The following is a 25,534-nucleotide window of genomic DNA, read 5'->3' on the forward strand; positions in this document are numbered from 1 at the left end:
TGATTCGACCAACGATTCACCGGCACACGCATTCACTGCCGAACCGGAGCCGCGCTACAGCAGTTCGGTGATGATACGACCGAATGTCACCGCGACCCGGGATTAACGGCGATCGACACCGGCAATTTCCGCTGACCACCGGTAAATCAGGAAGTCTCTTCCGGTGCAACCACTGGGCAGAACCATTGCGAGGACGGCTAGGCGATGTCGAACGCGGCGCGCAGGGTCGCGATCGCCTGGGCCACGGCCGCTTTTGCGGCGTGAGTGTCGTGCATAGAGTTGACCATCACGAAATCGTGGATGATCGCCCCGTAGCGCACCTGGGTCACCGCTACGCCTGCCGTGCGCAGCTTTGCGGCGAAGGCCTCGCCCTCATCGCGCAGGACATCGGCTTCGCCGGTGATCACGAGCGCGGGCGGAAGTCCGGCCAACTGTTCGGTACTCGCCCGCAACGGCGACGCGGTGATCTGGGCTCGGTCCTCCGCGCTGGTGGTGTACTGGTCCCAGAACCACTTCATCCCCTCACGGGTGAGGAAATAGCCTTCCGCGAACTCCTGGTAGGAGCCGGTGTCGAAATTGGCGTCGGTGACCGGGTAGAACAGCACCTGCTGCACGAAGGAGACGTCGCCACGCTCCTTGGCCATCAGGGTCAGCGCGATGGCCATATTGCCGCCGACCGAATCGCCCGCGATCGCGATGCGTGACTGGTCGAGCCCCTTCTCACCGCCATGAGCGGCAACCCATGTCGCGACGGCGTAGGACTGTTCGTTGGCCACCGGATACCGCACCTCGGGAGAGCGGTCGTATTCGGGAAACACGACGGCCGCGTGCACGCCGACGGCGAGGTCGCGCACCAGCCGGTCGTGGGTGTGCGCGTCACCGAACACCCAGCCCGCGCCGTGGGTGTAGACGATGACGGGCAACGTCTCGGTCGAGCCACGAGGCTTGACGATCCGCACCCGCACCGAGCCGGTCGGGCCGCCTTCGACGGTGACCCACTCCTCGTCGATCTCGGGCTTGGAGATCAGCGAATCCTGAACCGAATCCACCGCCTTGCGCCCCTCTTCCGGGGTCAGTTGGTACAGGAACGGCGGTTGCGACGTCGCATCGACGAACTCCTGTGCTGCCTGCTCGAGCGAGATACCCAACGGATTGCCTGACATGATGACGCCCTTCTCGTAGTGGTGAACAGTGTTGCTGGTCAACCCAATTCGGCGACAGCGTCGGTGATCACCCTCGTGACCCGCTAGGGGTGGGTCTGCATCATCAGGTGCGGTGCGTCGATCTCGAGTACCGAACGCAGGTTCTCCGTCGACGGCTGTGGCAAACAACCTTCAATCGCCCGCGACCCAGTTGAAAACTGACAGGACAGTCGATCGAAGGCGCAGATAGTTAGCTTATTGAGACGGACACCAAGGCGCCACCATGGATATGTCGAGTAACACTTTCGACCACCTAGCGATTTTTCAGACAACATCGATTTCAGGAGGTTCGACATGCTTTCTGCGAAGAGACTCGCTGCTGGCGCCGTTGTTGTCACCGCCACTGCTGCCGCTGCGCTCGTCGGTGGCGGCGTAGCCCAAGCCGACGTACCGGTGTGGCAGGCCAACTGCCACGTGTACAACGTCTTCAACACCGGCGGGATGGCAAACTGCGAGCTGCCGACCTGGCATCAAGTGAAGCTCACCTGTGTCGCGTGGCCCGTGCCGTTCGTCTACTGGAAGTACGGCCCCGCGCAGTACGGGCAGAACCAGTCCTGGGCGAGTTGCGACTCACTCAACGCGATGGTGGGGATCGAGGTCATCCAGGCGTAGTTCGGCTCAGCCGACCGAGGCAGCGAATGCGCTTGCCTCCCGCGCCGCTGTCTCAGCAGGCCCGATCGGTATCGGACTGCGCGAAGCGGGCGACGGCGCGGGCGACGGTCGATCGATCGAGGAAAAGGATGTCGGCGTGGTTGCCGACTCCAGATCGAGCAATTTCGCTTCAGGCCAGCCGGTGCGTGCCGTCGGCCAGAACCCGTCTCACCCGGTCGGCAGTCTGCGCAGAATCCAGGCCCCCGGTGTCGATCGTGTGCTGCTCGAGGTCTCCGATGTCGGAGAACGCGCCGTGCAAGCCGCTGATCGCTTCCAGATCCTTCAACTCGTCTCCTACGCGATGCCTCGCGCGAGACACCGTGGTGGCCAAGTCAGGTCGCAGGACCACATAGGAAATGGCCGGCCCACCGTCGTCGGCGAGCGCCCGAAACTGTGGCAGGAACCATGGCCCCACAATCCCGTCGACGATGACGTCGTAGCCGCCGCGTGCGTAGGCCGCGACTGTCACGACGATCGCCTCGATCACCACCTCGTTCTGTCGGTGCGCTTCTGGAAGGAACGGCAGGACGAATCCTGTGCGGATCGACCGGTAGAACAGGTCGGTCTCGAGATGCACCGTCGGAGCACCCGCCGCATCGGCGAGAAGGCGGGCGACAGTCGTCTTTCCCGCAGCGGGTGGGCCGGTCACGATGATCACTTCGCCACTCATGCACACGGACCCTAGCCAGCCCACCAGGCAAGAACCAGTCTTTTTCTTCTCCTCTTGTCCGAAAACAGAATTCGTGAATTGCCCAGGTGCCGCGGGTAGTAGTAAACGTCGCACTACAAGCGTAGGCTCGATTCGGCTCTCCAGCAGAGGCGAGAATATATTCGCCTCCCGAAACTGTCATTCGTAAATATCTCGGCAGCAACGGATTACAGCTGGCGGCGGCCCGATCACTGCGATCACCCGTGAATGCGCCGCGACGCGCTGGGCATTCACCTTGATTCCGACCGTATCGGCCGATCGATGATGCGCGCGCCCCCGATGGCCGATTTCGCTATATCGGCCGCAGCGTTCGACAATAGGGGAGCAGTATTGTGCCAAGAACTCGCAGCGCACGGACCTGTATCGCCGCACTGTTCGGCGGTCTCGTCCTGACCAGCAGCGCCATGATCGCCGTGGCACCGCCCGCATTCGCCGCCTGCAACACCGTGAACGGCGCCGATGGCGCTCCCGGCACCGCCTCGCAGCCTGCCGGTGGCAGTGGCGGCAACGGCAGCCAAGGCACCGAGAACTGCCCGGGTGGTCACGGCGGCAACGGCGGCGACGGCTACGGCGGCGGCGCGGGCGGGGCGGGCGGCAACGGCGGTAGTGGTGGACTCGGCGTTCTGGGTGCGGGCGGGCTCGGCGGAAACGGCGGACTCGGTGGTCCCGACGGCGGATCCGGTGGCGCAGGCGGCGAAGGCGGCAACGGCGGTGCGGGCGCGACCGGCGCCACGGGCACCGACGGGGCGTCCGGCGGCAACGGCGGCGTCGGCGGCGACGCTCTTGCCGTCGATACCGGCGGCGCGGGCGGCAAGGCGGGCAACGGCGGCGACGCCTCGGGCGCGAACAACAGCGGCGGCGCTGGCGCGCACGGCGGCAACGGCGGCACCGGAATCCTCGGTACCGGCGGGGCCGGAGGAGACGGCGGCAACGGCGGGGCCCAGACCGGCAACGGCACCCTCGGCGCTTGCGGCACCGCGGGCAGCGGCGGCGCGGGCCTGGTCAACGGCGCTCCCGGAAACGCGGGCACCGGCGACTGCTGACAGCCGACCCATCCCGAACCACACCCACACTCGCGCGGGTGTGGTTCGGCGTCGGGCTGACAAACCGAGATCCGAAGGGTTCCACAGACTTCCGCCGGTCTCAGGGTTGCAGCTCAGGCCCGGTACCAGCTCCCGACGGCGGGTCGCCGTCAATGTCTTGCGAGTGAACCGCTTTCGCCATCGATAGCAGCAACTCGATCGCGTACTGCACCGATAGAGCGACAACTTCCGCCGGATCACCGTCGTATTGCCGGTGACTCGCCCGCGCATCGCTGCGCGAAACCACACAGAACCACACAGAACCGGCAGCCTCGCCGTCCTGCGGATCAGGGCCGCCGACACCGGTGGTGGCAACAGCGATGTCCGCGTCCATCAGCGATCGCACTCCCTCGGCCATCGCTCTCGCCGCGGTCTCGGACACCACCGGCACATCAGGAACCCCGAGTACGTGCCGTTTGACCTCTGCGGCATAGGCGACGACCCCGCCACGAAACCACACCGCGGAATCCGGTGCGGCTCCCAACGCCGTGGCAACGTTGCCCGCGGTCAACGATTCGGCGACAGCGACCGTCACCCCACACCGTTCGGCAACCTCAGCAAGCTGCTCTGCCACGACCATGATCTGCTTCTCCCTTCGCGCGCACTCTCGCTTCGATCGTCACCGTGGTTCCGAGGTTACGTCGCTTCCCCAAATCGTTGCCCATGACCTTCGGCGAGTTCGACAGCAAACCTGCGTGTAATGAGCGCGGATAGTGTTGTGCCTCATGAAGTCCGAACGAATTGAAGACATTGCGAAGTTCCCACGCAAACGGATGGGTGCCGGTGCGTTGTTCGTCGACGAGTTGAACCGGGTACTGCTCGTCGAACCGACCTATAAGGACTATTGGGAGATTCCGGGCGGTGTCGTGGAGGCCGGCGAATCGCCCTATACGGCCGTTGTCCGTGAAGTCCGCGAAGAACTCGGCCTCGACGTCTCGCCAGGGCGGCTGTTGGTGGTGGATCGGGTTCCGCCAGGCCTATATCCCGATGACGGAGTAATGATGATCTTCGACGGCACAGTGCTGACCGCCGACGAGGTCTCGGCGATATCGCTTCAGGACGACGAACTTCGAAGCTGTGCATGGTGCGACGACGCCGAGATCGCAAAGCGGTTGCCGGACATCATGACTCGCCGCGTGGCAGCCGCACGTCGAGCCCGTAACCAGCGGTCATCGGCGTATCCGGAAGACGGATACGGTGTCGCCTGAGATCGAGAACCGGCCATGTGGGTACGACTGCCGAGGTCGTCGTCAGGTAAGCGGTGGCTGTAGGTGGTCCTTCGCGAATGCCGCGGTCACATAATCGACGAGATGAAGACGGAGGTCGGTGTGCCAGTCGGCGGCGAGATCGTCGAGAACCACACCGAGCGCCTTTTCGACTTCGTTCAATACGAAGGGAAGCGGAATGCGCTCCTGCGAACAGACCTGTACCGCATATTCCAATTGATCCACAACGTCGCGCAGATGAGCGGTCTCACTGTCATATGACTCGACATCTAAATCCGAGCCGCGTTCGACAATCCGTCCTACCTGATCATCGCCTTCGCCGTCGAGCGATCGCGGGGTATTGCTCATGTACTCGTCCATCGACCCCCCTGTCGAACTTGTTCTGTGCCGGTGGTCAACCTACCGAATATTCGCAGAAAACGGTTGGCTACCGAGGAAGTTATATGGCTAATTAGCGGCTACTAGTGGCGCATTTGTGAGCCGTACCAGCGAGCATGCCACTTGTGTGAGATAGATAACTGTCCGAAGAGGCCGGTTGAGGACTCGCACCCATCCATGTACCAGGGCACAGCGAACTCCGTCGGCGTTGTGAGCGTTGACCAACCCGTTCCGGTGGGCATCGCACGCGACCCGCAACAGCGACGACCATCAGGAGGATCTTGTGACCAGTGCACTCGACGAGGTAGCGATAGCCAGTGTCCTCAAAACCGGCGAACGGGAGCTGCGCGTAGAGATCGCCGATCCCCACCAGGACCACACGACGCAACGCTGGCAGTGCACCTACCACGTCGAAGGTGCCCGAGCGCGCAGAGCCCACGGCCCGGACAGGTTGGCCGCCATCTACGCCGCACTGATCGATATTCCGAACGCGGCAGCCCGAGTCGGCTCGGCAGTTCGACCGACCGACGCGGACCCGTCGAGAGAACCCGAGGCTCCTCCCCTACGTATCGGCGAGTCCGCAGGATCCGCGGCGAAGGCCAGAGAGTTCGGTTCGCAGCTGGGGGCACGGGCCGTCAACACGGCCGCGGGGCCGGTGGTGATCACGATCGGACGGCCCCGCCAAGATCCCGATCGCCCCCAGACCTACCTGTGCCCGTTCCGTATCGACGAGCGCACCGAAGCCTTCGCGCAGGGATTCGACGGGATCCACGCGGTGATGGCGGCGATCCGCGAGGTGGGCGCCATCCTGGGAATACCGCTGGACTGGCCTATGCCGAGCGCACCGACCCGCAGGTGATCAGCAAGCCTGCGCGGCGGGCGCGGGCTGATCGGGGTCGCCGCGCTCGACCGGCTCCTGCTCGCCGACACCGACCATGCGGGCCACGAGGGCAGAACGCAGGCGCCAGAGCCCGTCGGAGTGCAGCGGGTCCAACCCGGTGATCTCGGCGATCTTGTTCAGCCGATAGTCGACGGTGTTGGGGTGTACGTGCAGTACATGCGCCGTACGCAGGCGCGTGGAGCGGGTCGTGAGATAAGCCTTCAACGTCTCCAGCAGCACCGGATGCTTGTCGAGTGGGTCCAACGTCGCGGCAAGGTGCCGCCCCGCCGCGCCCGGCCTGGACAGCTGATACTCCAGCGACAGGCCCTCGAAGTGCTCGAGCCCGTCTCGGCGCAGTCGACGCATGATGTCGAGTACCGCGTGCACGCGCTCGACCGCTTCGCGAATGCCACCGATTCCCACCGACACGAAGGTGGCACGTACCCGCGTCCGCGCCGCCGCGACGAGGTGCTCGACGAACTGCTCTGCCGCTGCGGGGTCGAAGTGGTCCTGCGGAATCAGCAGGGTCGCGGTGCCGGCTCCCATCTGCATCAACGCGTGGTCACCGCCATGGCGCGACACCTCGGCTCTGACTCGGCGAACTGTTCGCTGGGAGATGATCTGGCGATCCAGGTGCGGCTCCGCCTCTTCCTGGTGTGGCACGAACGCCACGGCGAAGACGACGTAGTTCTCGGCCAGCCGCACCCCGCAGGCACGGGCCATGGCCGGTGTCGCGTTCCCGGCCATCACGGCCGCGGCCAGAGCGTCGACGTCGTCGTCCACGGCCGCTCGCGTCTCCCCCGAGTACGCCTGTGAAATCGCGGTAGCCAATCGGCTGGAGAGCCCGGCGAACACGTGCGCCACGTCGGCCACGGCCACGTGATCCCCGGCGGACCCGGCTTGTGCGACGAGATGGTCGAACACCATCTGAGTGCCGGTGTGCACTGCCTCGAGCATCGCGTCGATGGGGACACCTTCTTGCGCCCATTCCATGACGCCGAAACGCACATCGTCCAACGGTTTCGAAGCGTCCGCGCCAGTCAACAGCCGCGCGGTCAGCTCCAGGCATGCCTTCACCATCGCGGTGACATCGCGACGCAGGGCCGCCAAGGGCACTCTCGCGGGTAGTGCGCTGTCGACGACGAATCGGCTCATGATCTTGCCCGAAATCGTTGACACGGGGGGAAGACAGTCGACCGAGGGCCGACCTCCCACCGTCACGATCCGGGCCGACAGGACGCTGTCGGGCATGGGCACATTTCCTACTTTCCGGTGTTTGCGCTCCATCGTGCGGTCTCGACACCCCGCGTTCCAATGGCGATTCGCACCCGAATCGAATCCGCGTTGTGCACTATGCATCAACGGTCGTCGATCACGGACACCACCTGTACACCGAGATGGTATCGAATCGACCCGATGGCCGCAGTTCGCGTCGCGTCGGACGCGACCTCCGCCATGCCTCGCAGTCGCGGGATCCACCGGCACCCGGGTTCACGCACTAAAGGCATTGCAGCTGTACAAGCCTTGGGTTCGACGGAAAGAAGGAGTCCGACCGCCCACGCCGCGCAGGCGCCCACCTCATGCTCCGCACCGCTGGCAAGCATCGCGCACACCGTGTCGAATTCGAGTGAACGCGTGTGTACTATTTTGCCGTGACCAGCTCGGGCGCGCAGCCGCTACAGGGTTCGACCAGCTACGCTACTCCGCCGAGGTTCGCCCGATGACCACAGTCGTGATCACCGTGCTCGCACTGGTCGCCGCCGGTGAGGCCGCCGGCCTGATTACCCTGTCGATCCTGCTTGCCCGCAGTCGGCGAAAGCGCAGATCCCCGCGTCGGTCGACGACCACGCAGCGATTGATGGTGGGCGGTCGCGAGGCGGTACGGACGGCCTGGCAGGCCGCGGACCTGGTGCGCGCCAAAGGCTTTCGTGCCGCCGTGCTGACCTCCATCGAAGACCTCGCCGGCTGGGCCCGGGTCGAGCGCCCCGACCTGGCACGGCTGACACCGGACGGCAACGTGGTGATCATGTTCTCCGACATCGAGCAGTCGACCGCACTCAACGAACAACTCGGCGACCGCGCCTGGGTCAAGCTGCTCGATCGCCACCACCGTCTCGTCGAGCGCTGCGTGCAGGACCAGGCCGGCCATGTGGTCAAGAACCAAGGCGACGGGTACATGATCGCCTTCGCCGCGCCGGAGCGGGCAGTCTCCTGCGGACTCGCCATCCAGGCGGCGCTGACCAAGGACGCCGAATCATCGCGCGGCCACACCGATTTCAGAGTCCGGATCGGCATCCACATGGGTTCCTCGGTCCGCCGAGGTGACGATCTGTTCGGCCGCAACGTCGCCATGGCGGCGCGCGTCACCGCACAGGCCGAGGGCGGCGAAGTCCTCGTCAGCGAGCCGGTACTGGAAGCCATCGGCAGCACGACAGATCTCACGATCGGGACCCCTCGCGACGCCACCCTCAAGGGCCTGCGCGGCACTCACCGCCTCACCCCGGTAGGCGCGGCGCAGTAATCCGTACCGAGCTCACATCGGCTGTGGCGTGCTCTGCCGCCAGTACAGCGCATCCAGCGCGACCGCGACGTGCACGCTGTTGTCCGCCAAGGGACGAGGCAGTAACTCGTCCGCGCGGGCGAGCCTGCGCAGAATCGTGTTCCGGTGGGTGAACAGGCGGGCCGCGGCGCGGGTGGCGTTGCATTGCTCATTGATGTAGACGAGTACCGATTCGCGTAGTTCGCTGTCGGCATGTTCCAGCTCGCCGAGGGTGTACTTGATGAAACGGTCGGCCTGAGCACCGTTTTCGGTGATCAGCGAGGTCAGTTGCACTTCGCCGAAGGTGACCAGACGCCGCGTGCTGTGCGGGCGGGCGAGGATTCGGTGCGCGGCCTGCGCGTCGAGGTGACTCGTCCGGAAACCCGCGACGTTTCGACCGGTCGAGCCGATGGCGATTCGCACCCCGGGGATATGGTCCATCGCATCGGTCAGGGTCGCGATATCGGGCGGGGTGGGGCCCGGCACCCACACCCACAGGGTGGCCGCGCTGGCGAGCAGATTCAGTGCCGTCGCCGCACCGGCGGCCTGCGCGAGCGCCCTGGTCACCCGATGCGGTTCCTCCAGCTCGGCGCCGGGAATGCCACTCCAGGCGATGGCGGCGGTATGGGTCGTATCGAGCCGGTATCCGAGCCTGATCGAAGCACGCTCGACATTGATCGGTTCGCCTTCGAGAATGAGCGAGATCATCTCTCGCCGTTCGGCATACGAGCCACGTGCCAGCTCGTCCCGCTCGTCGTCGATGACCTCGGTGATCGCCTCGATGGTGCCGTCGACGAAACCGGCGATCGACACGGCGGAAACCTCGAAGACCTCCTGTAGCTCGAACGGGTCGGTCGTCAGGATGAAGATGATGGACATCCACCGTCGCCAGGCGACGTCTTGACCGACGCGATATGCCTGTAGAGCGGCCTCGTTCAACCCACGGCGGACCAGGTCGCGAACGATGGCGATCTGGTCGGCGCCGAGGTTGATCGGCACCGGCATCCCCGGATCGGCCACATTGGCCGATGCCCAGTGCAGCAGGTTTGCACGATTGACGCGCCGGACCGCCTCGGCCAGCAACGGATCCCCGGCGATGGCGCGAAGGCTGGTCTTGAGCAGCGTGGCGTCATAGAGCTCGTCGAGCCATTCATCCGGCGCGTTCAGCGCGATCTCGGCACCTTGGCGGATCACTTCCCGCGCGCGGTCGGACAGGCGTCGATCGAACAGACCATCACCAGAATGCACCACGTCATTATGCAACCCACGGTCTGAATTCCTGTGAGCCGAGTTGCGGCACCGACGAGCCACCCGACGCCGCTACGTCGCCGACGGCCTGGCTGCCGCATTCGAGGTGTCCGACGACGCCCTCGGCCCCATGCTCAGCAAAGATCCGTTCCAGTTTCGGCGGAGAACGCGCGCGGGTCGGCTCCACGACAGTGGGCAACCGGCGCCCCCGAGTCGCGTCAGCGGGCGATTGTGCGGGCCGGTTCGGTGAGAAGACTGTTCAGCCACCGCTGGGCGTGGCAGGCATCGGGGGCGAGATGCTCGGCCAGCTCGGCTTCGCTCGGCGACAATGTGGGCGCCCAACTCGGAATCGCCGGCACCCGCGTCCCGGCGGCATGCGCGGACCGAACCCTGCCACTGAATCCTCTACTGCCACACAGGTGTTCGGTTCAACTGCCAGTAGCGCGGCGGCGTGTAGCCAAGGTTACGGGTGGGGCTTGGTATGCACCTGGTCCTTCGCGTGGTCGAGTTCGTCGAAGAGATTCGCTCGGTCCTGGGTACTCGCTGAAACGGTCATCGTGGTAGTGCTTGCGCAAAGGATGTCGGCAGGTGCTGCCGATCCGTGCGACTGATGGTCACGGCCGCGACGACGACACCCACCGTGACGCCGATCAGTGTGTCCACGATCCGGCTGACGCCGATATCGGGCGAGAGGTGTGCCCCGAGGCCGACCATGAGCAACGCCATCGGTGTCACCGAGAGCGAGGTGAGTGCGTAGTTCCGGGTGGCCATCAGTTCGGCGGTCACCTGCAGAACCACGATCATGACCACCGTCTGCCAGTACCCGAGACCGGCCGCGATCAGCAGCGCCCCGATGATCGCGCCTCCGACGTTGCCGAGCAGACGCTGGATCGCCCGTTGCACGGTCAGCGCGTACGAGACGCCCTGCATGGCGGCCATCGCGCCCATCGACGCCCACAGCGGATGGTCGAGACCGGCCGCCGCGGCGAACCACCCCGCGCCGGCCGAGGCGAGGGCGATGCGCGCCGCATTGCCGAGAACCATGCGCGAGCGCAGTCCGGACAGACCCGTTGCCACGAACCCCTCCGGCCGCGGCAGCGCGGACACCTCGACCGTCGCGCCGTTGCCGAAGATCGCGCTGCGACGCTTGATCCTGCGCAGTTCGGCCTCGTGACCGGCAACCTCGAACAGCCGTGCCGGGTCCCCCGCCGCCCACTCGTCGACCGCGGTTTCCACCTCGTCGAGCAGCGCGATCAGGTCACGGTGGTGCCCCGAGTCATTTCCGCGAACACCGCTGAGCGCCAACTTCTCCCGAGCCTGGGCGATCGCGAAGCGGGCGGGTTCGACAGACCCGTCGCGATCGAGTGCGGCCGCGGCCGAGAGCGCCCGCGCCACGGCCAGCCGGGCCGGGCCGAGCGGCAGCACCAGCAGCGGCGCCGCTTGCGCGAGCAGTCCCACCGCGGCACCGATCGCCGCGGCCAGGCACACCCGGGCGAGATCGCCGATCGCAGTCACATAACCGACGGCCGCGGTGGCCGCGAAGACGAGAATCACCGGGCCGGGGCCGGTGATCCGGAAGGCCGACACCGATATCGCCGCGACGGCGGCACCGACCGACATCAGCGCGACCTCAGCCCAGATCGGCACGTGCGCGAGCGCGAGCAGCCCTCCGCCCGCGACGAAGGCGACAAGCAGCCCGCCGACGAGACTCACCTTGGCCACGACCCGAACCATCGGCTCGTGCCGAGCGAAGGCCGACGCCAGCGCGCCGAGTACCGCGAAGCCGGCGTACTGGCGCAGATCGAGGAGACCACAGCCGACGAACACCAGCGCGGCGGCGGCGCCGACGCGCATCGAGACCGCCACGGTCGCGTCGGCAGCCCGCACCTCGAGTGCCCGCCGCCACGTGGAGACGGCGACCGAGTGCGCCAGCGCACCACCGGAGTGCCGCAGCCGGGTAGACGTGGCCGCGGTCGAGGTCTGCAGGTCGGGAGTCGCGGTAGGCACGGCTCCACCCTAAAGGTATTTTACTTGTAAAACATATCTTAAATAATGTGAAACTGGTCGCCTAAGATGAGCGCATGGGCGACACCTCCCCCGACTTCGTCGACGGCGTCCGAGCCGAATGGGCCCGGACCTATCCCGAGATGGACACCTCGACGATCGAGGTGCTCGGGCGCATCAACCGGATCAGCTCGCTGGCGCTGCACCAGCTCGATCGGGCGCTCGCACCGAGGGGCGTCACCCGCGGCGACTTCGAGATCCTGTGCGTCCTCGCCCGCGCCGAGCGCCCACTACGCGCCAGTGAAGTGACCTCGCGGACCATGACCAGCGGCGCCGCGACCACCAAACACGCCGACCGGCTGGCGAAAATCGGGCTGCTCGAACGTCTACCGTTCGAACGGGACGGCCGGGTGGTGCTGCTCCAGCTGACCGCGGCCGGACGCGAACTCGTCGATGCCGAACTGCCCAGCCGCGTCGAACGGGACCGTCGGTTGCTGGAGGGCCTCGACGAGCAGGAGCAACAGACCCTCGTGGCACTGCTGCGTCGGGTGTCACGCAACACCGACGCGGCCGCCTGGCACACCGCCGAATACTGAGACCTCACCCCAGCGGTCGTCGGCTGACCGCGTGCGCTGCCTCTTCACCGATCCGAAGGACGACCATGCCCAGCAACACCCCACTACTACTCCTGCACGGCGTCACGATGTCCGAACGCGCCTGGACCGAGGTGGTTCCGCTTCTGGCCCCACATCACGAGATCATCAGCCCCACCGCGCTCGGCCATCGCGGCGGGCCGCCCGCGGTTCTGCGCCCAGCGCGATGCGCCCACCTCGTGGACAACGTCGAACGCGACCTCGACGCCAGGGGCCTCGACCAGGTCCACATCGCCGGCAACTCCCTGGGCGGCTGGATGGCCATCGAACTGGCGCGCCGCGGCCGTGCTGTCACCGTCTGCGCCTTGTCCCCGGCCGGGTTCTGGGACTCGGGCAGTACGACTCATTCCGATTCGACCGGCAAAATCGCGAACGGACTGACCCTCGCGAAGCTGGCACGACCCCTGGCGCCCCTGGGGCTGCGTTCATCCCTGGTCCGACGGATCGTACTGCGCGACATCGCAATTCGGGGCGACCGCGCCACCCCCGCAGCCGCCCTCGACATTGCTCGCGATCTGCTCGAGTGCACGGTGACCGCGGACCTGTTGAGCACCGACGAGCAAATCGCGCCGCTCGACCCACTCCCCTGCCCGATCACGCTCGCCTGGTCCGAACACGATCGAATTCTGCCTGCCGCGATCTACGGGCCCGTCGCCCGGCAACGCATACCGGGCGCGCACTACCGAATCCTGCCAGGTGTCGGTCATGTCCCGATGGTCGATGACCCGCACCTGGTCGCCGCGACGATCTTGGAGACCACCGGCGCGACTGCCGATCGCGGTATCGATTCAACGAGGTGAGCTGGTCCTCCGACCGCCGACGGGCAACAGAGCGAAAACGAGAAGGGCGCTGATCGGTGACTTGCGTTCGGGATGAGCGCAATTCTGTTCGGCGGCGGTGGTGTCGGGTTGTATCGATGGCATGGCTACACAGGAAACCCCGGTCGCCGAGGTAGACGCTTTCACGGCCGACTGGCAGCAATGGCACCGTCAGCAGGAGGCGCGCCTGTCCGACCGGCACGGATTCCTGGCCATCACGAACCTGCACTGGCTCACCGAGATCCCGGAGCGGTTCACCGATGCGCCCGGCACCTGGTCCACCGGTGTCGACGGTGTGGTCGTGGTTCTCGACGAGGGTGAAGAGCTGGTTGTCGACGGGACGCCGGTGCGCGGCCGTTACGAGTTCGGCGTGATCGCCGAGCGCGACGGGGTGAACGCCGTGTGGGGTGATGCGGTGATCGAGGTCGCCCGCCGTGGCGGCAACGACATCGTGCGTCCTCGGCACCCGAACAACCAGTTGCGCACCGCGTTTCGGGGCACGCCCGCGTATGCTCCGGACCCGAAGTGGGTGGTGACGGGTCGCTACGTTCGGTTCGAGCAGCCGCGATCGACCACGGTCGGCGCCTCGGTCGAAGGGCTCGAGCACGTCTACGAGGCACCGGGGCAGGTCGAGTTCGACATCGACGGTCAGCCGTTGCGGCTGACCGCCTTCCCCGGCAGGAACCCCGGCGACCTGTCGGTGCTGTTCACCGATACCACTTCCGGAGTCACCACCTACGCCGCCAATCGCATCGTGCAGGTTTCCACTCCGGCGGCTGACGGCACGGTCGTGCTCGACTTCAATCGAGCGGTCAACCTGCCGTGCGCCTACACCGATCTGGCGACCTGCCCGCTGCCGCCCGCCGAGAACCGGCTCCCGATCGCGGTCGAGGCAGGAGAGAAGATCCCCTACGAGCGTCAGGCATGAGCGCACCGCGCATCAGCACATTGGCGTTCCTGACGCCGGGCAACTACCTCGACGACGACCCGTACACCGGGTTGGAGGACACGCTGCGACTGTTCGAATTCGGGGAGCGGCTCGGCTTCGACGGTGCGTGGATCCGGCAGCGTCACCTCGAGCACGGCGTGGGTTCGGCGGCGGTCTTCCTGGCCGCCGCCGCCCAGCGCACCAGTCGAGTGGAGTTGGGCGCCGCGGTCATTCCGATCGGCTACGAGAGCCCGTTCCGGCTGGCCGAGGACCTGTCGCTGGCCGATGTGCTGTCCAAGGGTCGGCTGCAACCCGGCTTCAGCGCGGGAATCCCGCCGCACGCCGACCTCATCGGCGACCTGGTCTTCGACGGCGACTGGCGCAGCTTCGACCTGTCCTACGGCCGCGTCGCCCGCCTGCTCGAGAACCTGCGCGGCACCTACCTCGGCGACGCCGACACCGTCATCCACTCGCCGGGCAACACCCAGCGTCCCCGCCTTCAGCCGCACAGCCCCGGCCTGGCCGACCGTGTGTGGTACGGCGGCGGGAGTATCCGATCCGTGCACTGGACCGCGGAGAACGGACTGAATCTGCTCAGCGGCAACGTCGTTTTCGGCGACGCCAGTGACGATTTCACCACCTCCCAGCTCACTCTGATCTCGGACTATCGCCGCCTGATCGACCCGGCTCGACCCGCCCGTGTGGCGGTCGGACGCGTGATCGTGCCGTTCGACAGCGCCGACCGCGCGACCCGCGAGCGCTACCGCGCCTACGCCGCGAGCCGCCACGACCGCACTCTCGGCCCGCAGGGTGAACGCCGAATTCTGTTCGCGCCGGACATCGTCGGCACCGCGGAGCAGATCCTGGAACAGCTGCGGGCCGACCCGGTGCTCGCGCAGACCTCTGAGCTGCGCCTGGAGCTGCCTTACGAATTCCACCGTGAGGATTACGAGCAGATCCTGCACGACACCGTGCACCTGATCGCTCCCGAACTGGGCTGGAAACCGACGATCACGAACGAAGCGCCGACGTCGGTCTGAGCGGCCGCTCGGTGCAGCTGCCGAGGCACGGACATCACTGAGGGAGAAGGGATTTCCTCTCCCACCGAGAGAAAGATCCAACCTGATGAGCCACGGCCACTTCGACCGCACCTACACCGCCGCGGAAGACCGCTACGAGAAGGTCCCGTACCGGCGCACCGGTGCATCTGGCCTCGACCTGCCCGCCTTCTCCTTCGGGCTGTGGCAGAAGTTCGGCACCGACTACGCCTTCGCCACGCAGCGCGAGATCATCCTGCACGCCTTCGATCTGGGCATCACCCACTTCGACAACGCCGACCGCTACGGTCCGCCGCACCGCGGCGCGCAGAAGAACTTCGGCCGGGTGCTCGCCAAGGACCTCGCGCCGTACCGCGACGAGATCGTGCTGTCCACCAAGGCGGGCAACGCGATCGGGCCGAGCCCGTACCTGCGCGGCGGCTCGCGTAAGTCGATCCTGAACTCCCTCGAGCACAGCCTGCGCGATCTCGGCACCGACTACGTCGACATCTTCTACCACCACAGCCCCGACCTCGACACCCCGCTGGAGGAGACCGTGGGCGCGCTGGTCAGCGCGGTACAGCAGGGCAAGGCGCTCTATGTCGGTATCTCCAACTACCTGCCCGACCGCACCCACGAGATCGCCGAGCAGCTGCGCGCCGCCGGTGTCCCGCTGCTGATCCACCAGGCCCGCTACTCGATCTACGATCGCCGCCCCGAGCAGAACGGTCTGCTCGACACCGCGACCCAGGACGGGTTCGGCGTGATCGTCTACTCGCCGCTGGCCCAGGGGTTGCTCACCGACAAGTACCTCGAGACCATCCCCGAGGGCGCTCGCGCGCAGAACAGCACCTTCCTGTCCCCCGATGTCATCGACGAGACCTACCGGCAACGCACCGCCGAGCTGAACAAGATCGCCGCCGCGCGCGGGCAGTCGCTGGCCCAGCTGGCGTTGCAGTGGGTGCTGCGCCGTCCCGAGGTGACCTCGGCATTGATCGGGGCGAGTTCGGTGGCCCAGCTCGACCACAACACCGCCGCACTGAACTTCCCCGACTTCACCGCCGACGAGCTCGCCCTCATCGAGGAGCACGGTGTCCACGGCACCGGCCTGAAGCTCTGATCGGAAGGCACCGACCCTGTCCGGATTCCACTCGAACCTGTCCTTGATGACACCGGGATCGATCTGCTCGTCCTGCTCGGCAGCGTCGCGGCGGTGACCGAGCATCTCGGTGTCGTGAGCACTCGTCGACCACCTACAAACTCCCCTTACAACCCCACCGCAGTCCAACGGCCGCCCCGCTCACGTTCTAGCGGGGCGGCCGTTTCGCTACCAGTCTGTTACGGGGTCGCGCCGCAGTTGGGCCCGGTGACCGCGTCCTGGGTCGGGACCAGCGGGTGGTCGACCAGAGGTGTGCGCGACAGCGGGATCAGCGCGACAGCGGCAAGGAGGGCGGCGAGCCCGATGGCTACCAGGAGTCGCCAGTCACCGAGCCAGGTGGCGGCCAAGGGCGCGCCCGCACGGGACAGCGCGATCGGGACTGTCATCACGGCGAGGATGCCGGCGAACTGGGGGACGCCGAAGCTGTCGGCGACGATGGAGGGCCGGGCGATCACGCTGGTGCCGTAGCCGGTACTGAAGGCGACGATGCAGGCCAGCGTGAGAGGCAGTGAGGTGCCTGCCAGCGGTAGAGCCAGCAATCCCGCCCCTTGGAGGGCGAAGGAAACCCCTGTCACGCTGGTCATCCCGAAGCGGCGAGCCAACGGGGCCAGGGCCAGTCGGGCTGCGATCTGGGTGACGCCGACGGCGATCGGGAGGGCGGCGGCGGACACGGGCGAATAGCCGATGTCGCGGAAGTAGGTGACCATCATCAGCAGGAAGGCCGAGGTGGACCCGCTCTGGGCGACGAAAGAGACCACCAGCAGCCAGAATTTGCGGTCACGGAGCGCGTCACCGAGGCGAACGCCGGTGCGTTGCGCGACCCGGCTGGTGTGCGACGCCCGGCCCGGTACCGCCCACAGGTGCGCGGGTACCACGATCACCGCGAAACCGATCGCCAGCACCACCAGTGTTGTGCGCCAGCCGAGTTGCGTCTCGAGCCAGCCCGCGAAGAAGTAGTACAGGCTGGTGGCCAGTCCGACTACCGTGGTCACCGCGACGATCGCCGAATCCCGGTGTTCCGGTTCGGTGGCCACCACGAGAACGGCGAACGCGGCCTCGTAGGTGGAGGTGGCCAGTGCCAACCCGATCAATGTGAATGCCGCGTACAGCTGGGCCAGGCTCTGCGCCTGCGACCACAGCAGAACCGCGCCGACGCCGAGCGCCGAGCCCGCCGTCATCAAGGCCCGTCCACCGTAGCGGTCGAGCAGATTGCCCACCGGCACCGCGGCCAACGCCCCGATCAGCGTGGATATGGTGGCAGCGGCGGCGATTTCGGTGCGTGAGACCGCCAGTGCCTGAGACATCGGGACCAGCAGCACCGTGAACGCCTGGATCATCGCGCCGTAGCCGACGGTCTGGGTCACCGCGAAGACCGCGATGAGCCGGAACCGTCGACTGCGCACCGGGTCGACGGTCAGGACAGGGGTGGCACTCACTCCCCGAGCAACGGCAGCAGCTGGGAACCCTGACGCTCGATCTCGCGCAGATATGGGGTGTCGGACAGCACGAAGTGGGTGATGCCGAGATCGCGGTACTTGCGCAGCGACTTGGCGATATCCTCGGCGGAACCGACCAACCAGGTGGTGCCCGCGCCGCCGCCACCGTATTTGCCCGGCGCGGTGTAGAGGTTGTCGTCGAGCACCTCGCCGCGCGCGGCCAGGTCGAGCAGTCGCTGTTGGCCGACAGCGGTGCGGCGGTGTGGATTCGAGGCGCCCTGGCTGTTCTTCGCCATCTCCGCGACCTTCGCCTCGGCGTCGGCCCACGCCTGCTCGGTGGTGTCGCGGACGAAAGTCGTGATGCGCAAGCCGAATTCGAGCGGTGCGTGTTCACGGCCCAGCTCGGCGCTCAGCGCGCGCAACCGTTCGATGCGCTCACGCACCCCTTCCAGCGGCTCACCCCAGAACAACTGGACGTCGGCCTCGGTCGCGGCGACCCGTTCCGCCGCCTCCGAGGCGCCGCCGAAGTACAGCGTCGGATGACGGCGTTCGCCGCGCTGCTCGATGCGGGGCACCACCGTGGAGTCGGTGACCTGGAAGTGCTCGCCGCGGTAGGTGACGTTCTCCTCGGTCCACAGCTTGCGGACGAGCTGGAGGAACTCCTTGGTGCGGGCGTAGCGGTCGGCCTGGTCGCCCTCACTGTCGCCATAGGCGGCCAGATCGTCCTTGCCGGAGACGATGTTCACCCGAACCCGGCCACCGGAGAGGTGGTCGAGCGTGGCCGCGGCGGAGGCGAAGTTCGCCGGGCGCCAATAGCCGGGCCGGATCGCGATGAGCGGCTCGAAGGACTCGGTCCTGGCCGCCAGCGCCGCGGCGACGGTCAGGGTGTCAGGGCGGCCCCAGCCCGTGCCGAGCAGCGCGCCCTTCCAGCCGTGCGCCTCCAGCGCCTTCGCCTGCGTGGTCAGCGTGTCCAGGCTGTTGTGGTCGGCGGCCACGGGCTCGCCGCGGTGGCCGGGCGTGACCTGATTGGGGATGTACCAGAGGAATTCGAGACTCATGTTCGGTGGTTCCGTTCGGTGGTGATCAGCGGGTCAGCGCGCAGAGTCCGTGCGGCAAGCACCGACACCGGAGTACCCGGTGTCGCGGTCGATCGCGAGCCCACCGAATTCGCCCGGCGCCAGATCGTTGAGCAGGCCGAGGTCGCGTAGTTCGTCGATGCGGTCCGCGAGAACCCCGTCCCTGTCGGTCGACAACGTGGCGGGTCTCAACACTTGCTCCGCATAGTCACGCACTCGAACGAGTAACTCCTCGCTCGAGTTGTCCTGCGCTGTCTTCACGTCGAAAGTATCGACCCGCCCGACGAGCGAAAGCCTGTACCCACCTCCGGCTTACACCGGGTTTCACCGGTGTCACCTGCGCAGACGGGTTGCTGCCCGAGATAAATTCCGGGAGAGCGAGACGTCGGTGAGATAAGTCAGGTGACGAGGATCTACAGGTGCGCGGCGTTCGACGAAAGGGTGGAGCGACAGCCTATTTCCCGTCGATCGGGCTGAATTCAACGGTTGACGTCGTCGCCGCGGCCGTTCGCATTCTCCCGGCCACCCCCGCTGGCCACCTGTGATGGAGAGCGGCATCGTGCTGCCGCCCGTCAGACAACTGCGGCACTCGTACCCGGCGCGCAGCGGGTGCCCGGCATCGAGCGTTGCACCAGGCACCGTTCACCGAACCACAGAAATGGCAGACGATGGCACCGAACCCACTACACCTGGGTGTCGCGCTCGACGGCGCGGGCTGGCACCCGGCCGCCTGGCGAGCACCGAACTCGCGGCCCACCGAATTGTTCAGCGCCGGCTACTGGACCGACCTGGTCGGCACCGCGGAGCGTGGTCTGCTCGATTTCGTCACGATCGAGGACAGCCTGCGCGTCCCCGGTCCCCTGCACGCCCGCGACGACAACGCCGTAGACCAGGTCCGCGCCCGGCTCGACGCCCATCTCATCGCCGCTACGCTCGCCCCGATCACCCGCCACATCGGACTCATCCCGACGGTGACGACCACCCATACCGAGCCGTTCCACGTCTCCACCGCGCTCGCCACCCTCGACTACACCTCCCGCGGCCGCGCGGGCTGGCAGGTCAGGGTCTCGGCCGGTACCGAGGAAGCCGAGCACTTCGGGCGGCGCGAGATCACCGAACCGACACCCGCCGAGTTCGCCGACATCATCGCGACCGGCAGGCTCCCCGAATACGCCGAAGCGTTGTTCGAGGAGGCCACCGACGCCGTCGAGGTGGTGCGCCGCCTGTGGGACAGCTGGGAGGACGACGCCGAGATCCGCGATGTCGCCACCCGCCGCTTCATCGACCGCGACAAGCTGCACTACATCGACTTCGAAAGTCGCTTCTTCGACGTCCGCGGTCCCTCCATCACCCCGCGCCCACCACAGGGTCAGCCGGTGGTCACCGCACTCGCCCACGCCCCACGCGTCTACGAATTCGCGGCGGCGGCAGCCGATCTCGTCTTCATCACACCCACGCGTGAGCACGGACCGGCGGAAATCCTGCGACAGGTCGCGACCGCTGGTGCGACCAGGGTGGGCGAACCACTGCGGGTGTACGCCGACCTGGTCGTCTTCCTCGACACCGACGACGACACCGGCGCGCAACGCTTGGCCCGCCTGAACGATCAGTCCGGTGCCGAATTCACCTCCGACGCGGCCATTTTCACCGGCAGCGCCGAGGAACTCGCCGATCTGCTCACCGACTGGGACGCCCGGGGTGTCGACGGGTTCCGGCTTCGTCCCGGTGTGGCTGTCGACGACCTGGCCGCTATCGCGGACCGACTCGTGCCCGCCCTCCAGCAGCGCGGAGTGTTCCGCACCAGCTACCCCGAGGATTCCCTGCGCGGCCTGCTCGGTCTGTCGACCACCGTGCCCAACCGTTACGCCAGAGTGTGAGGTCCCACCGATGAGTACACCCCGCAAGCAGGTCATCCTCGGCGCCTACCTCGGCGGCGTGAACCACCACACCGCCTGGTGGCATCCCCAGGCGGGCAGCCAGATCGATTTCAGCTCTTTCGAACACACCGCGCGCACGGCCGAACGCGGCAAGTTCGACTTCTTCTTCCTCGCCGAGGGTCTCATCCTGCGTGAGCGCGCGGGCCAGATCTTCGACCAGGACATCATCGGCCGTCCCGACACCTTCGGCGTGCTGGCCGCTATCGCCGCGGTCACCGAGCACCTCGGCCTCGCGGGCACCATCAACGCCACATTCAACGAGCCCTACGAACTGGCCCGCCAATTCGCCACCCTCGATCACCTCTCCGGCGGACGCGCCGCCTGGAACGTGGTCACCTCCTTCGACGCCTTCACCGGACAGAACTTCCGCCGCGGCGGTTTCCTCGATCCGGCCGACAGGTATGTGCGGGCCGAGGAGACTTTGAATGCGGTTCGCGCACTGTGGGATTCGTGGAACGTCGACGACATCGTCGCCGACAAGGACAGCGGTCGATTCCTGGCCAGACCCGATGCCGGTGCGTTCGCCTTTCGTGGTCGGCAGTTCGACATCTCCGGCCGCTTCACCGTGCCGCGCAGCCCGCAGGGCAGGCCGGTGATCTTGCAAGCCGGTGTCTCGCCGCAGGGCCGCGATTTCGCCGCGGCCAATGCCGACGCCATCTTCTCCCCTTACGGCAAGCTTCCCGAGGCCGCGGACTTCTATCGCGACATCAAGGCGCGCGCGGTGGCGGCCGGGCGCTCGGCCGATGACATCAAGATCCTGCCGTCGGCGAGTTTCGTCCTCGGCGACACCGAAGCCGAGGCGATCGAGAAGTACCACGCGGTCCGTAACGAACAGGTCACCGGACAGACCGCGCTGATCCTGCTCGAACAGATCTGGAACCGGGATCTGTCCGGCTACGACCCCGAGGGGCCGATCCCCGACATCGAGCCGGATCCCGATGCGCCGTCGTTCATCCAGGGCCGTGCCTTCCTGCACCAGGATCGCTTCGCCACGGTCAAGCGGCTGCGCGAGGTTTCCGAGGCCAAGAAGCTGACCTTGCGCGAGACGGTGATCGACCAGTTCGAGCGCGGCCCGATCGTGGGCACCCCGGCCCAGGTCGCGGAGAAGATCGACGAATTCGTCAACAACGACGGCTCCGACGGTTTCATCCTCGGCTCGCACCTCGTCCCCACCGGCTTGGACGAATTCGTCGACCGTGTGGTCCCGCTGCTCCAAGACCGGGGCGCGCTACGCACGGAATACACCGGAACGACCCTGCGAGACAACCTCGGCCTTCCCGATCTGCGGTCGGCCACCGTTTCCGTCGACGCCTGAGTGACGTTGCTGCTGTGGGCATCTCGTGTGAGCGCCCACAGCAGCGGCTCACGTCGTCATGCACCCGTGCGGCCGCTACCCTGAGCGACGTGCAGGTCCGGACCGCGTCGGGCTCGTCCCGCGACCGATGGTAGGACCGACATGTCCACCTGACGTACTCCGACGGGACTCACCTATGACCTCCACCGGCAGCAAGCCCACCGATTCCGGCCCGGCAATCGTCACCACGCTCGATGCCTGGCTGAGCGCGGGCGACCGACTCCACGTCGACAATGAGCAGATCCGCTGGGCAGATGACGACGAGGCCGCGCTCGCGGTCGCCGACCTGGTGCCGACGACCACACCCGTTCTCGTGCTCACCCCGCGCGAGGTCTCCCCCACCAGCGACACCGTTCCCCGTTCCGCCGTCGGTGACATCCGCTGGGCTCGCCGCGGTCCCGCCGGTCGCCATACGGAGTTGCTGCACCGGCCCGCGACCGCCGCGACGCTGGACCTTCTTCCGCATCCCGAAGGTGGCTGGTTCCGCGAAACCTGGCGCAGCACACACACCTTCGTGCCCGAGGGCTATCCGGGCCCGCGAGTCGCCGCGACCGGCATCCTGTTCCTGCTGCCCCCGGACGAACAGTCGATCTGGCACGCGGTGCGCTCCGACGAGCTCTGGATGTGGCACAGGGGCGGGCCGCTGGAGCTGTCCCTCGGCGGCGACGGTGACACACCGGGCACACCCGAGCGGGTGATCCTCGGCCCGGACATCGAACAGCGGCACCACGTCCAGCAGCTCGTGCCCGCGGGCCACTGGCAGGCCGCACGACCCTGCGCGGACGCGGAAGTACTGGTCAGCTGCGTGGTCGCGCCCGGGTTCGACTTCGACGATTTCCGTAGCTGAGATGCGCGGATCTTCGTGCCTGTCCCGGTGCCCGGGCGGACCCCGCACGCATCGGGCACGATGGTGATCATGGACCTCCGCATCTTCACCGAGCCTCAGCAGGGCGCCGACTACGACACGTTGCTGTCGGTGGCGCGCGCGGCCGAGGAACTCGCCTTCGACGCGTTCTTCCGTTCCGATCACTACCTCGCGATGGGCGATGCCTCGGGCCTGCCCGGCCCCACCGATGCGTGGATCACCCTGGCCGGGCTGGCCAGGGACACCTCCCGGATCCGGCTCGGCACCCTGGTCACCGCCGCGACCTTCCGGCTGCCGGGACCGCTGGCCATCCAGATCGCCCAGGTGGATCAGATGTCGGGCGGGCGGGTCGAACTCGGTCTCGGCAGCGGCTGGTTCGCCGCCGAACACGCGGCCTACGGCATTCCGTTCCCGGACAATCGGTTCGGTCTGCTCGAGGAGCAGCTGGCCATCGTCACCGGTCTGTGGGAGACCAAGCCGGGGGCGACGTTCAGCTTCGACGGCGTCCACTACCAGCTCACCGATTCCCCCGCCCTGCCCAAGCCGGTGCAGGATCCGGTACCCGTGATCATCGGCGGCAACGGCAAGGTCCGCACCCCGCGCCTGGCGGCCCGCTACGCCACCGAGTTCAACATGCCGTTCGCCTCGATCGCCGACAGCGCCGCCCAGTTCGACCGGGTGCGCGCCGCGGTACGGACGGCCGGGCGCACCGACGAACTGGTGTACTCCAACGCCCTGGTCGCCTGTGTCGGGCGCACCGACGCCGAGGTGGCGCGCCGGGCCGCCGCGATCGGCCGCGAGGTCGACGAGCTGAAGGAAAACGGTCTGGCCGGTTCGCCCGACGAGGTCGTCGACAAGATCGCCCGCTACCGCGAGATCGGCGCGAGCCGGATCTATCTGCAGATCCTCGATCTCGCCGACCTCGACCACCTCGAACTCATCGCCGCCGAGGTGCAATCGCAGCTCTGAGCAGTCCGGCTGTCAGCCGGTGTGCAGGACGAAGAACAGGAAACAGGAACCCTGCGGCTGTGATCGTGGGGACCTGGCCGCGAAGGCAAGTGATCGGGCTAACTCGACAGCCGCCGACGACGGCGGGTGTCGCCCCGTGTGGAAGCCCTTTGTTCTGGCAGGCTGTCCTGGTGACCGGAGTGATTCTCGCGGTGTCGTCGGCGTTCGTGGTGTGGGCGATGCTGGCCGGGTGGTTCGAGCGGCACCGCATCACCGCGCCGATGGTGGTCGTCGCCGCCGGGATCGTCGTCGGTTTCGCGTCGTACGACCACGTTGCCGAAGTCCTCGACGCGCATGCCGCGCTGGAGGTCGCCGAGATCATCCTCGCGGTCTTGCTGTTCATCGACTCCTCCGAAGCACGCGGCCGACTGCTCGGCGGCCATCCCGGTGTCGTTGTCCGGATGATGGTGGTGGCGCTACCGCTGAGCATCGCCGCGGCCATGCTGCTCGGTTCCTGGCTGTTCCCCACCGCCGGATGGGCATTGCTTCTGGTGATCGCCTGCGTGGTGATGCCCACCGATTTCTCGCCCGCCACGTCGATCCTGCGTGACAAGCGGGTGCCCGAGCGGGTACGCGATGTACTGAATATCGAAGCAGGCTACAAAGACGGGATCCTGGCGCCGGTGCTGTTCTTCGGCGTGGCCCTCGCCGTGGGCACCGCGCCGTCGGAAACCGTGCTCGGAGCCCTCGGTTCGGCGGCATGGGCCGTCGCCGTGGCGATCATGGTCGGCGTCGCGATCGGTTTCGTCCTCGGAACCACCGTCAACGCGGCCGAACGGCGTGGGCTGATGACCACGCAGTCCGAGCGGATGGTCGTCGTCGCGGCCCCGCTGCTGACGTTCGCGGTGGTGCACGAACTGGGAGGCAACGAATTCGTCGCCCCGTTCCTGTGCGGAGTCCTGTTCCATCACCTCCGCCGTCAGTCCGAGAATTTCGCCGAAGGCCATCAACTGATCGACGACGTCGGATTCCTGCTCACCACCCAGATGTGGTTCGCCTTCGGCGCCGCCGCCGTAGTCGCGCTCGCCGGCGAAGTCGACTGGCGATTGATCGTGTTCTGCGTCGCCGTACTCACGGTGGCGCGCATGGTGCCCGTCGCGATTTCCCTCCTGGGATCGAAGGTTCCCCGGCGAGAAGTCCTACTCCTGGGATGGATCGGTCCGCGCGGTACCCCCTCGATCATCTTCGGGCTGCTCGCGTTCAACTTGCTGCCCGAGCAGTACGGCGAACCGGTGTTGACCGTCATGGTCATGACGGTTCTCGGCAGCATCGTCCTGCACGGAGTCGGATCCACCCTGGCCGCGCACCTTTTGAGGAGATCGTCGCCGGTGACGTGAACACCTC

Annotated in this window: 25 protein-coding genes; 15 read left to right on the forward strand and 10 right to left on the reverse strand. The window is 66.9% G+C overall.

The features are described from left to right. Positions 1-197: 197 nt before the first annotated feature. Positions 198-1,163 carry an alpha/beta hydrolase gene (locus tag ASD42_RS01985; protein ID WP_056815175.1) on the reverse strand — a complete coding sequence of 322 codons (966 nt, stop codon included), beginning with the start codon at positions 1,161-1,163 and terminating at the stop codon, positions 198-200. A 333-nt stretch (positions 1,164-1,496) separates the two neighbouring features. Between ASD42_RS01985 and ASD42_RS01990 the strand changes: the two genes are divergently transcribed. Beyond that, entirely contained in the window at positions 1,497-1,814 is a 318-nt protein-coding gene (locus ASD42_RS01990) for a hypothetical protein (RefSeq protein ID WP_056809542.1), read from the forward strand. 169 nt (positions 1,815-1,983) lie between these two features. Here the strand turns inward: ASD42_RS01990 and ASD42_RS01995 are convergent, their stop codons facing one another. Next, positions 1,984-2,523 (reverse strand): AAA family ATPase, encoded by a 540-nt coding sequence (locus ASD42_RS01995; protein ID WP_056809545.1) that lies wholly within the window; start codon positions 2,521-2,523, stop codon positions 1,984-1,986. A 371-nt stretch (positions 2,524-2,894) separates the two neighbouring features. Between ASD42_RS01995 and ASD42_RS35585 the strand changes: the two genes are divergently transcribed. Next, on the forward strand, positions 2,895-3,605 hold the full coding sequence (locus ASD42_RS35585) for a hypothetical protein (RefSeq protein ID WP_056809547.1): 711 nt from the start codon (positions 2,895-2,897) through the stop codon (positions 3,603-3,605). Positions 3,606-3,705: 100 nt separating this feature from the next. Here the strand turns inward: ASD42_RS35585 and ASD42_RS02005 are convergent, their stop codons facing one another. Beyond that, complete coding sequence (locus ASD42_RS02005; protein WP_056809548.1) at positions 3,706-4,224, reverse strand: CinA family protein; 519 nt, start codon at positions 4,222-4,224, stop codon at positions 3,706-3,708. A gap of 145 nt (positions 4,225-4,369) precedes the next feature. Here ASD42_RS02005 and ASD42_RS02010 point away from each other — a divergent pair, with 145 nt between their 5' ends. After that, positions 4,370-4,852: an NUDIX domain-containing protein gene (locus tag ASD42_RS02010; RefSeq protein ID WP_056815179.1), complete on the forward strand. Its 483-nt coding sequence runs from the start codon at positions 4,370-4,372 to the stop codon at positions 4,850-4,852. Between the two features lie 42 nt (positions 4,853-4,894). Here the strand turns inward: ASD42_RS02010 and ASD42_RS02015 are convergent, their stop codons facing one another. Next, positions 4,895-5,230, reverse strand: coding sequence for a hypothetical protein (locus ASD42_RS02015; protein WP_056809550.1), 336 nt, complete (start codon positions 5,228-5,230; stop codon positions 4,895-4,897). A 301-nt stretch (positions 5,231-5,531) separates the two neighbouring features. Between ASD42_RS02015 and ASD42_RS02020 the strand changes: the two genes are divergently transcribed. Beyond that, entirely contained in the window at positions 5,532-6,107 is a 576-nt protein-coding gene (locus ASD42_RS02020) for a DUF6968 family protein (RefSeq protein WP_156677371.1), read from the forward strand. Here the strand turns inward: ASD42_RS02020 and ASD42_RS02025 are convergent, their stop codons facing one another. Then, on the reverse strand, positions 6,108-7,307 hold the full coding sequence (locus ASD42_RS02025; RefSeq protein ID WP_056809555.1) for a PucR family transcriptional regulator: 1,200 nt from the start codon (positions 7,305-7,307) through the stop codon (positions 6,108-6,110). Positions 7,308-7,848: 541 nt separating this feature from the next. Between ASD42_RS02025 and ASD42_RS02030 the strand changes: the two genes are divergently transcribed. After that, entirely contained in the window at positions 7,849-8,649 is an 801-nt protein-coding gene (locus tag ASD42_RS02030; RefSeq protein ID WP_056809558.1) for an adenylate/guanylate cyclase domain-containing protein, read from the forward strand. A 12-nt stretch (positions 8,650-8,661) separates the two neighbouring features. On the opposite strand, the gene ASD42_RS02035 is transcribed toward ASD42_RS02030, so the two are convergent. Together ASD42_RS02035 and ASD42_RS02040 are read right to left on the reverse strand one after the other, a co-directional pair. Beyond that, the gene (locus ASD42_RS02035) at positions 8,662-9,915 is read right to left on the reverse strand and encodes a PucR family transcriptional regulator (RefSeq protein ID WP_056815181.1); all 1,254 of its coding nucleotides are present in this window, start codon (positions 9,913-9,915) and stop codon (positions 8,662-8,664) included. A gap of 552 nt (positions 9,916-10,467) precedes the next feature. Continuing rightward, a complete protein-coding gene (locus ASD42_RS02040; RefSeq protein WP_235569280.1) occupies positions 10,468-11,922 on the reverse strand; it encodes an FUSC family protein in 1,455 nt (484 codons plus the stop codon). 74 nt (positions 11,923-11,996) lie between these two features. Between ASD42_RS02040 and ASD42_RS02045 the strand changes: the two genes are divergently transcribed. From ASD42_RS02045 to ASD42_RS02065, 5 genes are all read left to right on the forward strand, one after another. Continuing rightward, entirely contained in the window at positions 11,997-12,515 is a 519-nt protein-coding gene (locus tag ASD42_RS02045) for a MarR family winged helix-turn-helix transcriptional regulator (RefSeq protein ID WP_056809560.1), read from the forward strand. Between the two features lie 65 nt (positions 12,516-12,580). Beyond that, on the forward strand, positions 12,581-13,372 hold the full coding sequence (locus tag ASD42_RS02050; protein ID WP_056809561.1) for an alpha/beta fold hydrolase: 792 nt from the start codon (positions 12,581-12,583) through the stop codon (positions 13,370-13,372). A gap of 121 nt (positions 13,373-13,493) precedes the next feature. Next, positions 13,494-14,318: a DUF1684 domain-containing protein gene (locus ASD42_RS02055; RefSeq protein ID WP_056809563.1), complete on the forward strand. Its 825-nt coding sequence runs from the start codon at positions 13,494-13,496 to the stop codon at positions 14,316-14,318. Next, positions 14,315-15,358: an LLM class flavin-dependent oxidoreductase gene (locus tag ASD42_RS02060; protein WP_056809565.1), complete on the forward strand. Its 1,044-nt coding sequence runs from the start codon at positions 14,315-14,317 to the stop codon at positions 15,356-15,358. The genes ASD42_RS02055 and ASD42_RS02060 overlap by 4 nt, the downstream gene beginning before the upstream one ends. Before the next feature lie 85 nt (positions 15,359-15,443). Beyond that, complete coding sequence (locus ASD42_RS02065) at positions 15,444-16,475, forward strand: aldo/keto reductase (RefSeq protein ID WP_056809567.1); 1,032 nt, start codon at positions 15,444-15,446, stop codon at positions 16,473-16,475. A gap of 218 nt (positions 16,476-16,693) precedes the next feature. Here ASD42_RS02065 and ASD42_RS02070 read toward each other — a convergent pair whose 3' ends face one another. The 3 genes from ASD42_RS02070 to ASD42_RS34835 are packed head-to-tail and all read right to left on the reverse strand — an operon-like array spanning position 16,694 to position 19,287. Next, positions 16,694-17,950, reverse strand: a complete 1,257-nt coding sequence (locus ASD42_RS02070; protein ID WP_063893549.1) for an MFS transporter — start codon at positions 17,948-17,950, stop codon at positions 16,694-16,696. Continuing rightward, positions 17,947-19,008 carry an LLM class flavin-dependent oxidoreductase gene (locus ASD42_RS02075; protein WP_056809569.1) on the reverse strand — a complete coding sequence of 354 codons (1,062 nt, stop codon included), beginning with the start codon at positions 19,006-19,008 and terminating at the stop codon, positions 17,947-17,949. The genes ASD42_RS02070 and ASD42_RS02075 overlap by 4 nt, the downstream gene beginning before the upstream one ends. 33 nt (positions 19,009-19,041) lie before the next feature. Further along, complete coding sequence (locus ASD42_RS34835; protein ID WP_056809571.1) at positions 19,042-19,287, reverse strand: acyl-CoA dehydrogenase family protein; 246 nt, start codon at positions 19,285-19,287, stop codon at positions 19,042-19,044. Positions 19,288-19,694: 407 nt separating this feature from the next. Between ASD42_RS34835 and ASD42_RS02085 the strand changes: the two genes are divergently transcribed. The 5 genes from ASD42_RS02085 (at position 19,695) to ASD42_RS02105 (ending at position 25,527) form a co-directional block, all read left to right on the forward strand. Then, on the forward strand, positions 19,695-20,903 hold the full coding sequence (locus tag ASD42_RS02085) for an LLM class flavin-dependent oxidoreductase (protein WP_056815187.1): 1,209 nt from the start codon (positions 19,695-19,697) through the stop codon (positions 20,901-20,903). A gap of 10 nt (positions 20,904-20,913) precedes the next feature. Next, on the forward strand, positions 20,914-22,278 hold the full coding sequence (locus ASD42_RS02090; protein ID WP_056809573.1) for an NtaA/DmoA family FMN-dependent monooxygenase: 1,365 nt from the start codon (positions 20,914-20,916) through the stop codon (positions 22,276-22,278). A 457-nt stretch (positions 22,279-22,735) separates the two neighbouring features. Continuing rightward, a complete protein-coding gene (locus tag ASD42_RS35085) occupies positions 22,736-23,164 on the forward strand; it encodes a cupin domain-containing protein (protein ID WP_235569428.1) in 429 nt (142 codons plus the stop codon). A gap of 69 nt (positions 23,165-23,233) precedes the next feature. After that, on the forward strand, positions 23,234-24,151 hold the full coding sequence (locus ASD42_RS02100; RefSeq protein ID WP_056815190.1) for an LLM class F420-dependent oxidoreductase: 918 nt from the start codon (positions 23,234-23,236) through the stop codon (positions 24,149-24,151). A 170-nt stretch (positions 24,152-24,321) separates the two neighbouring features. After that, positions 24,322-25,527: a cation:proton antiporter gene (locus ASD42_RS02105; protein WP_156677372.1), complete on the forward strand. Its 1,206-nt coding sequence runs from the start codon at positions 24,322-24,324 to the stop codon at positions 25,525-25,527. Positions 25,528-25,534: the final 7 nt, after the last annotated feature.

It is taken from the genome of Nocardia sp. Root136, from assembly GCF_001427185.1.
Taxonomy (GTDB): domain Bacteria; phylum Actinomycetota; class Actinomycetes; order Mycobacteriales; family Mycobacteriaceae; genus Nocardia; species Nocardia salmonicida.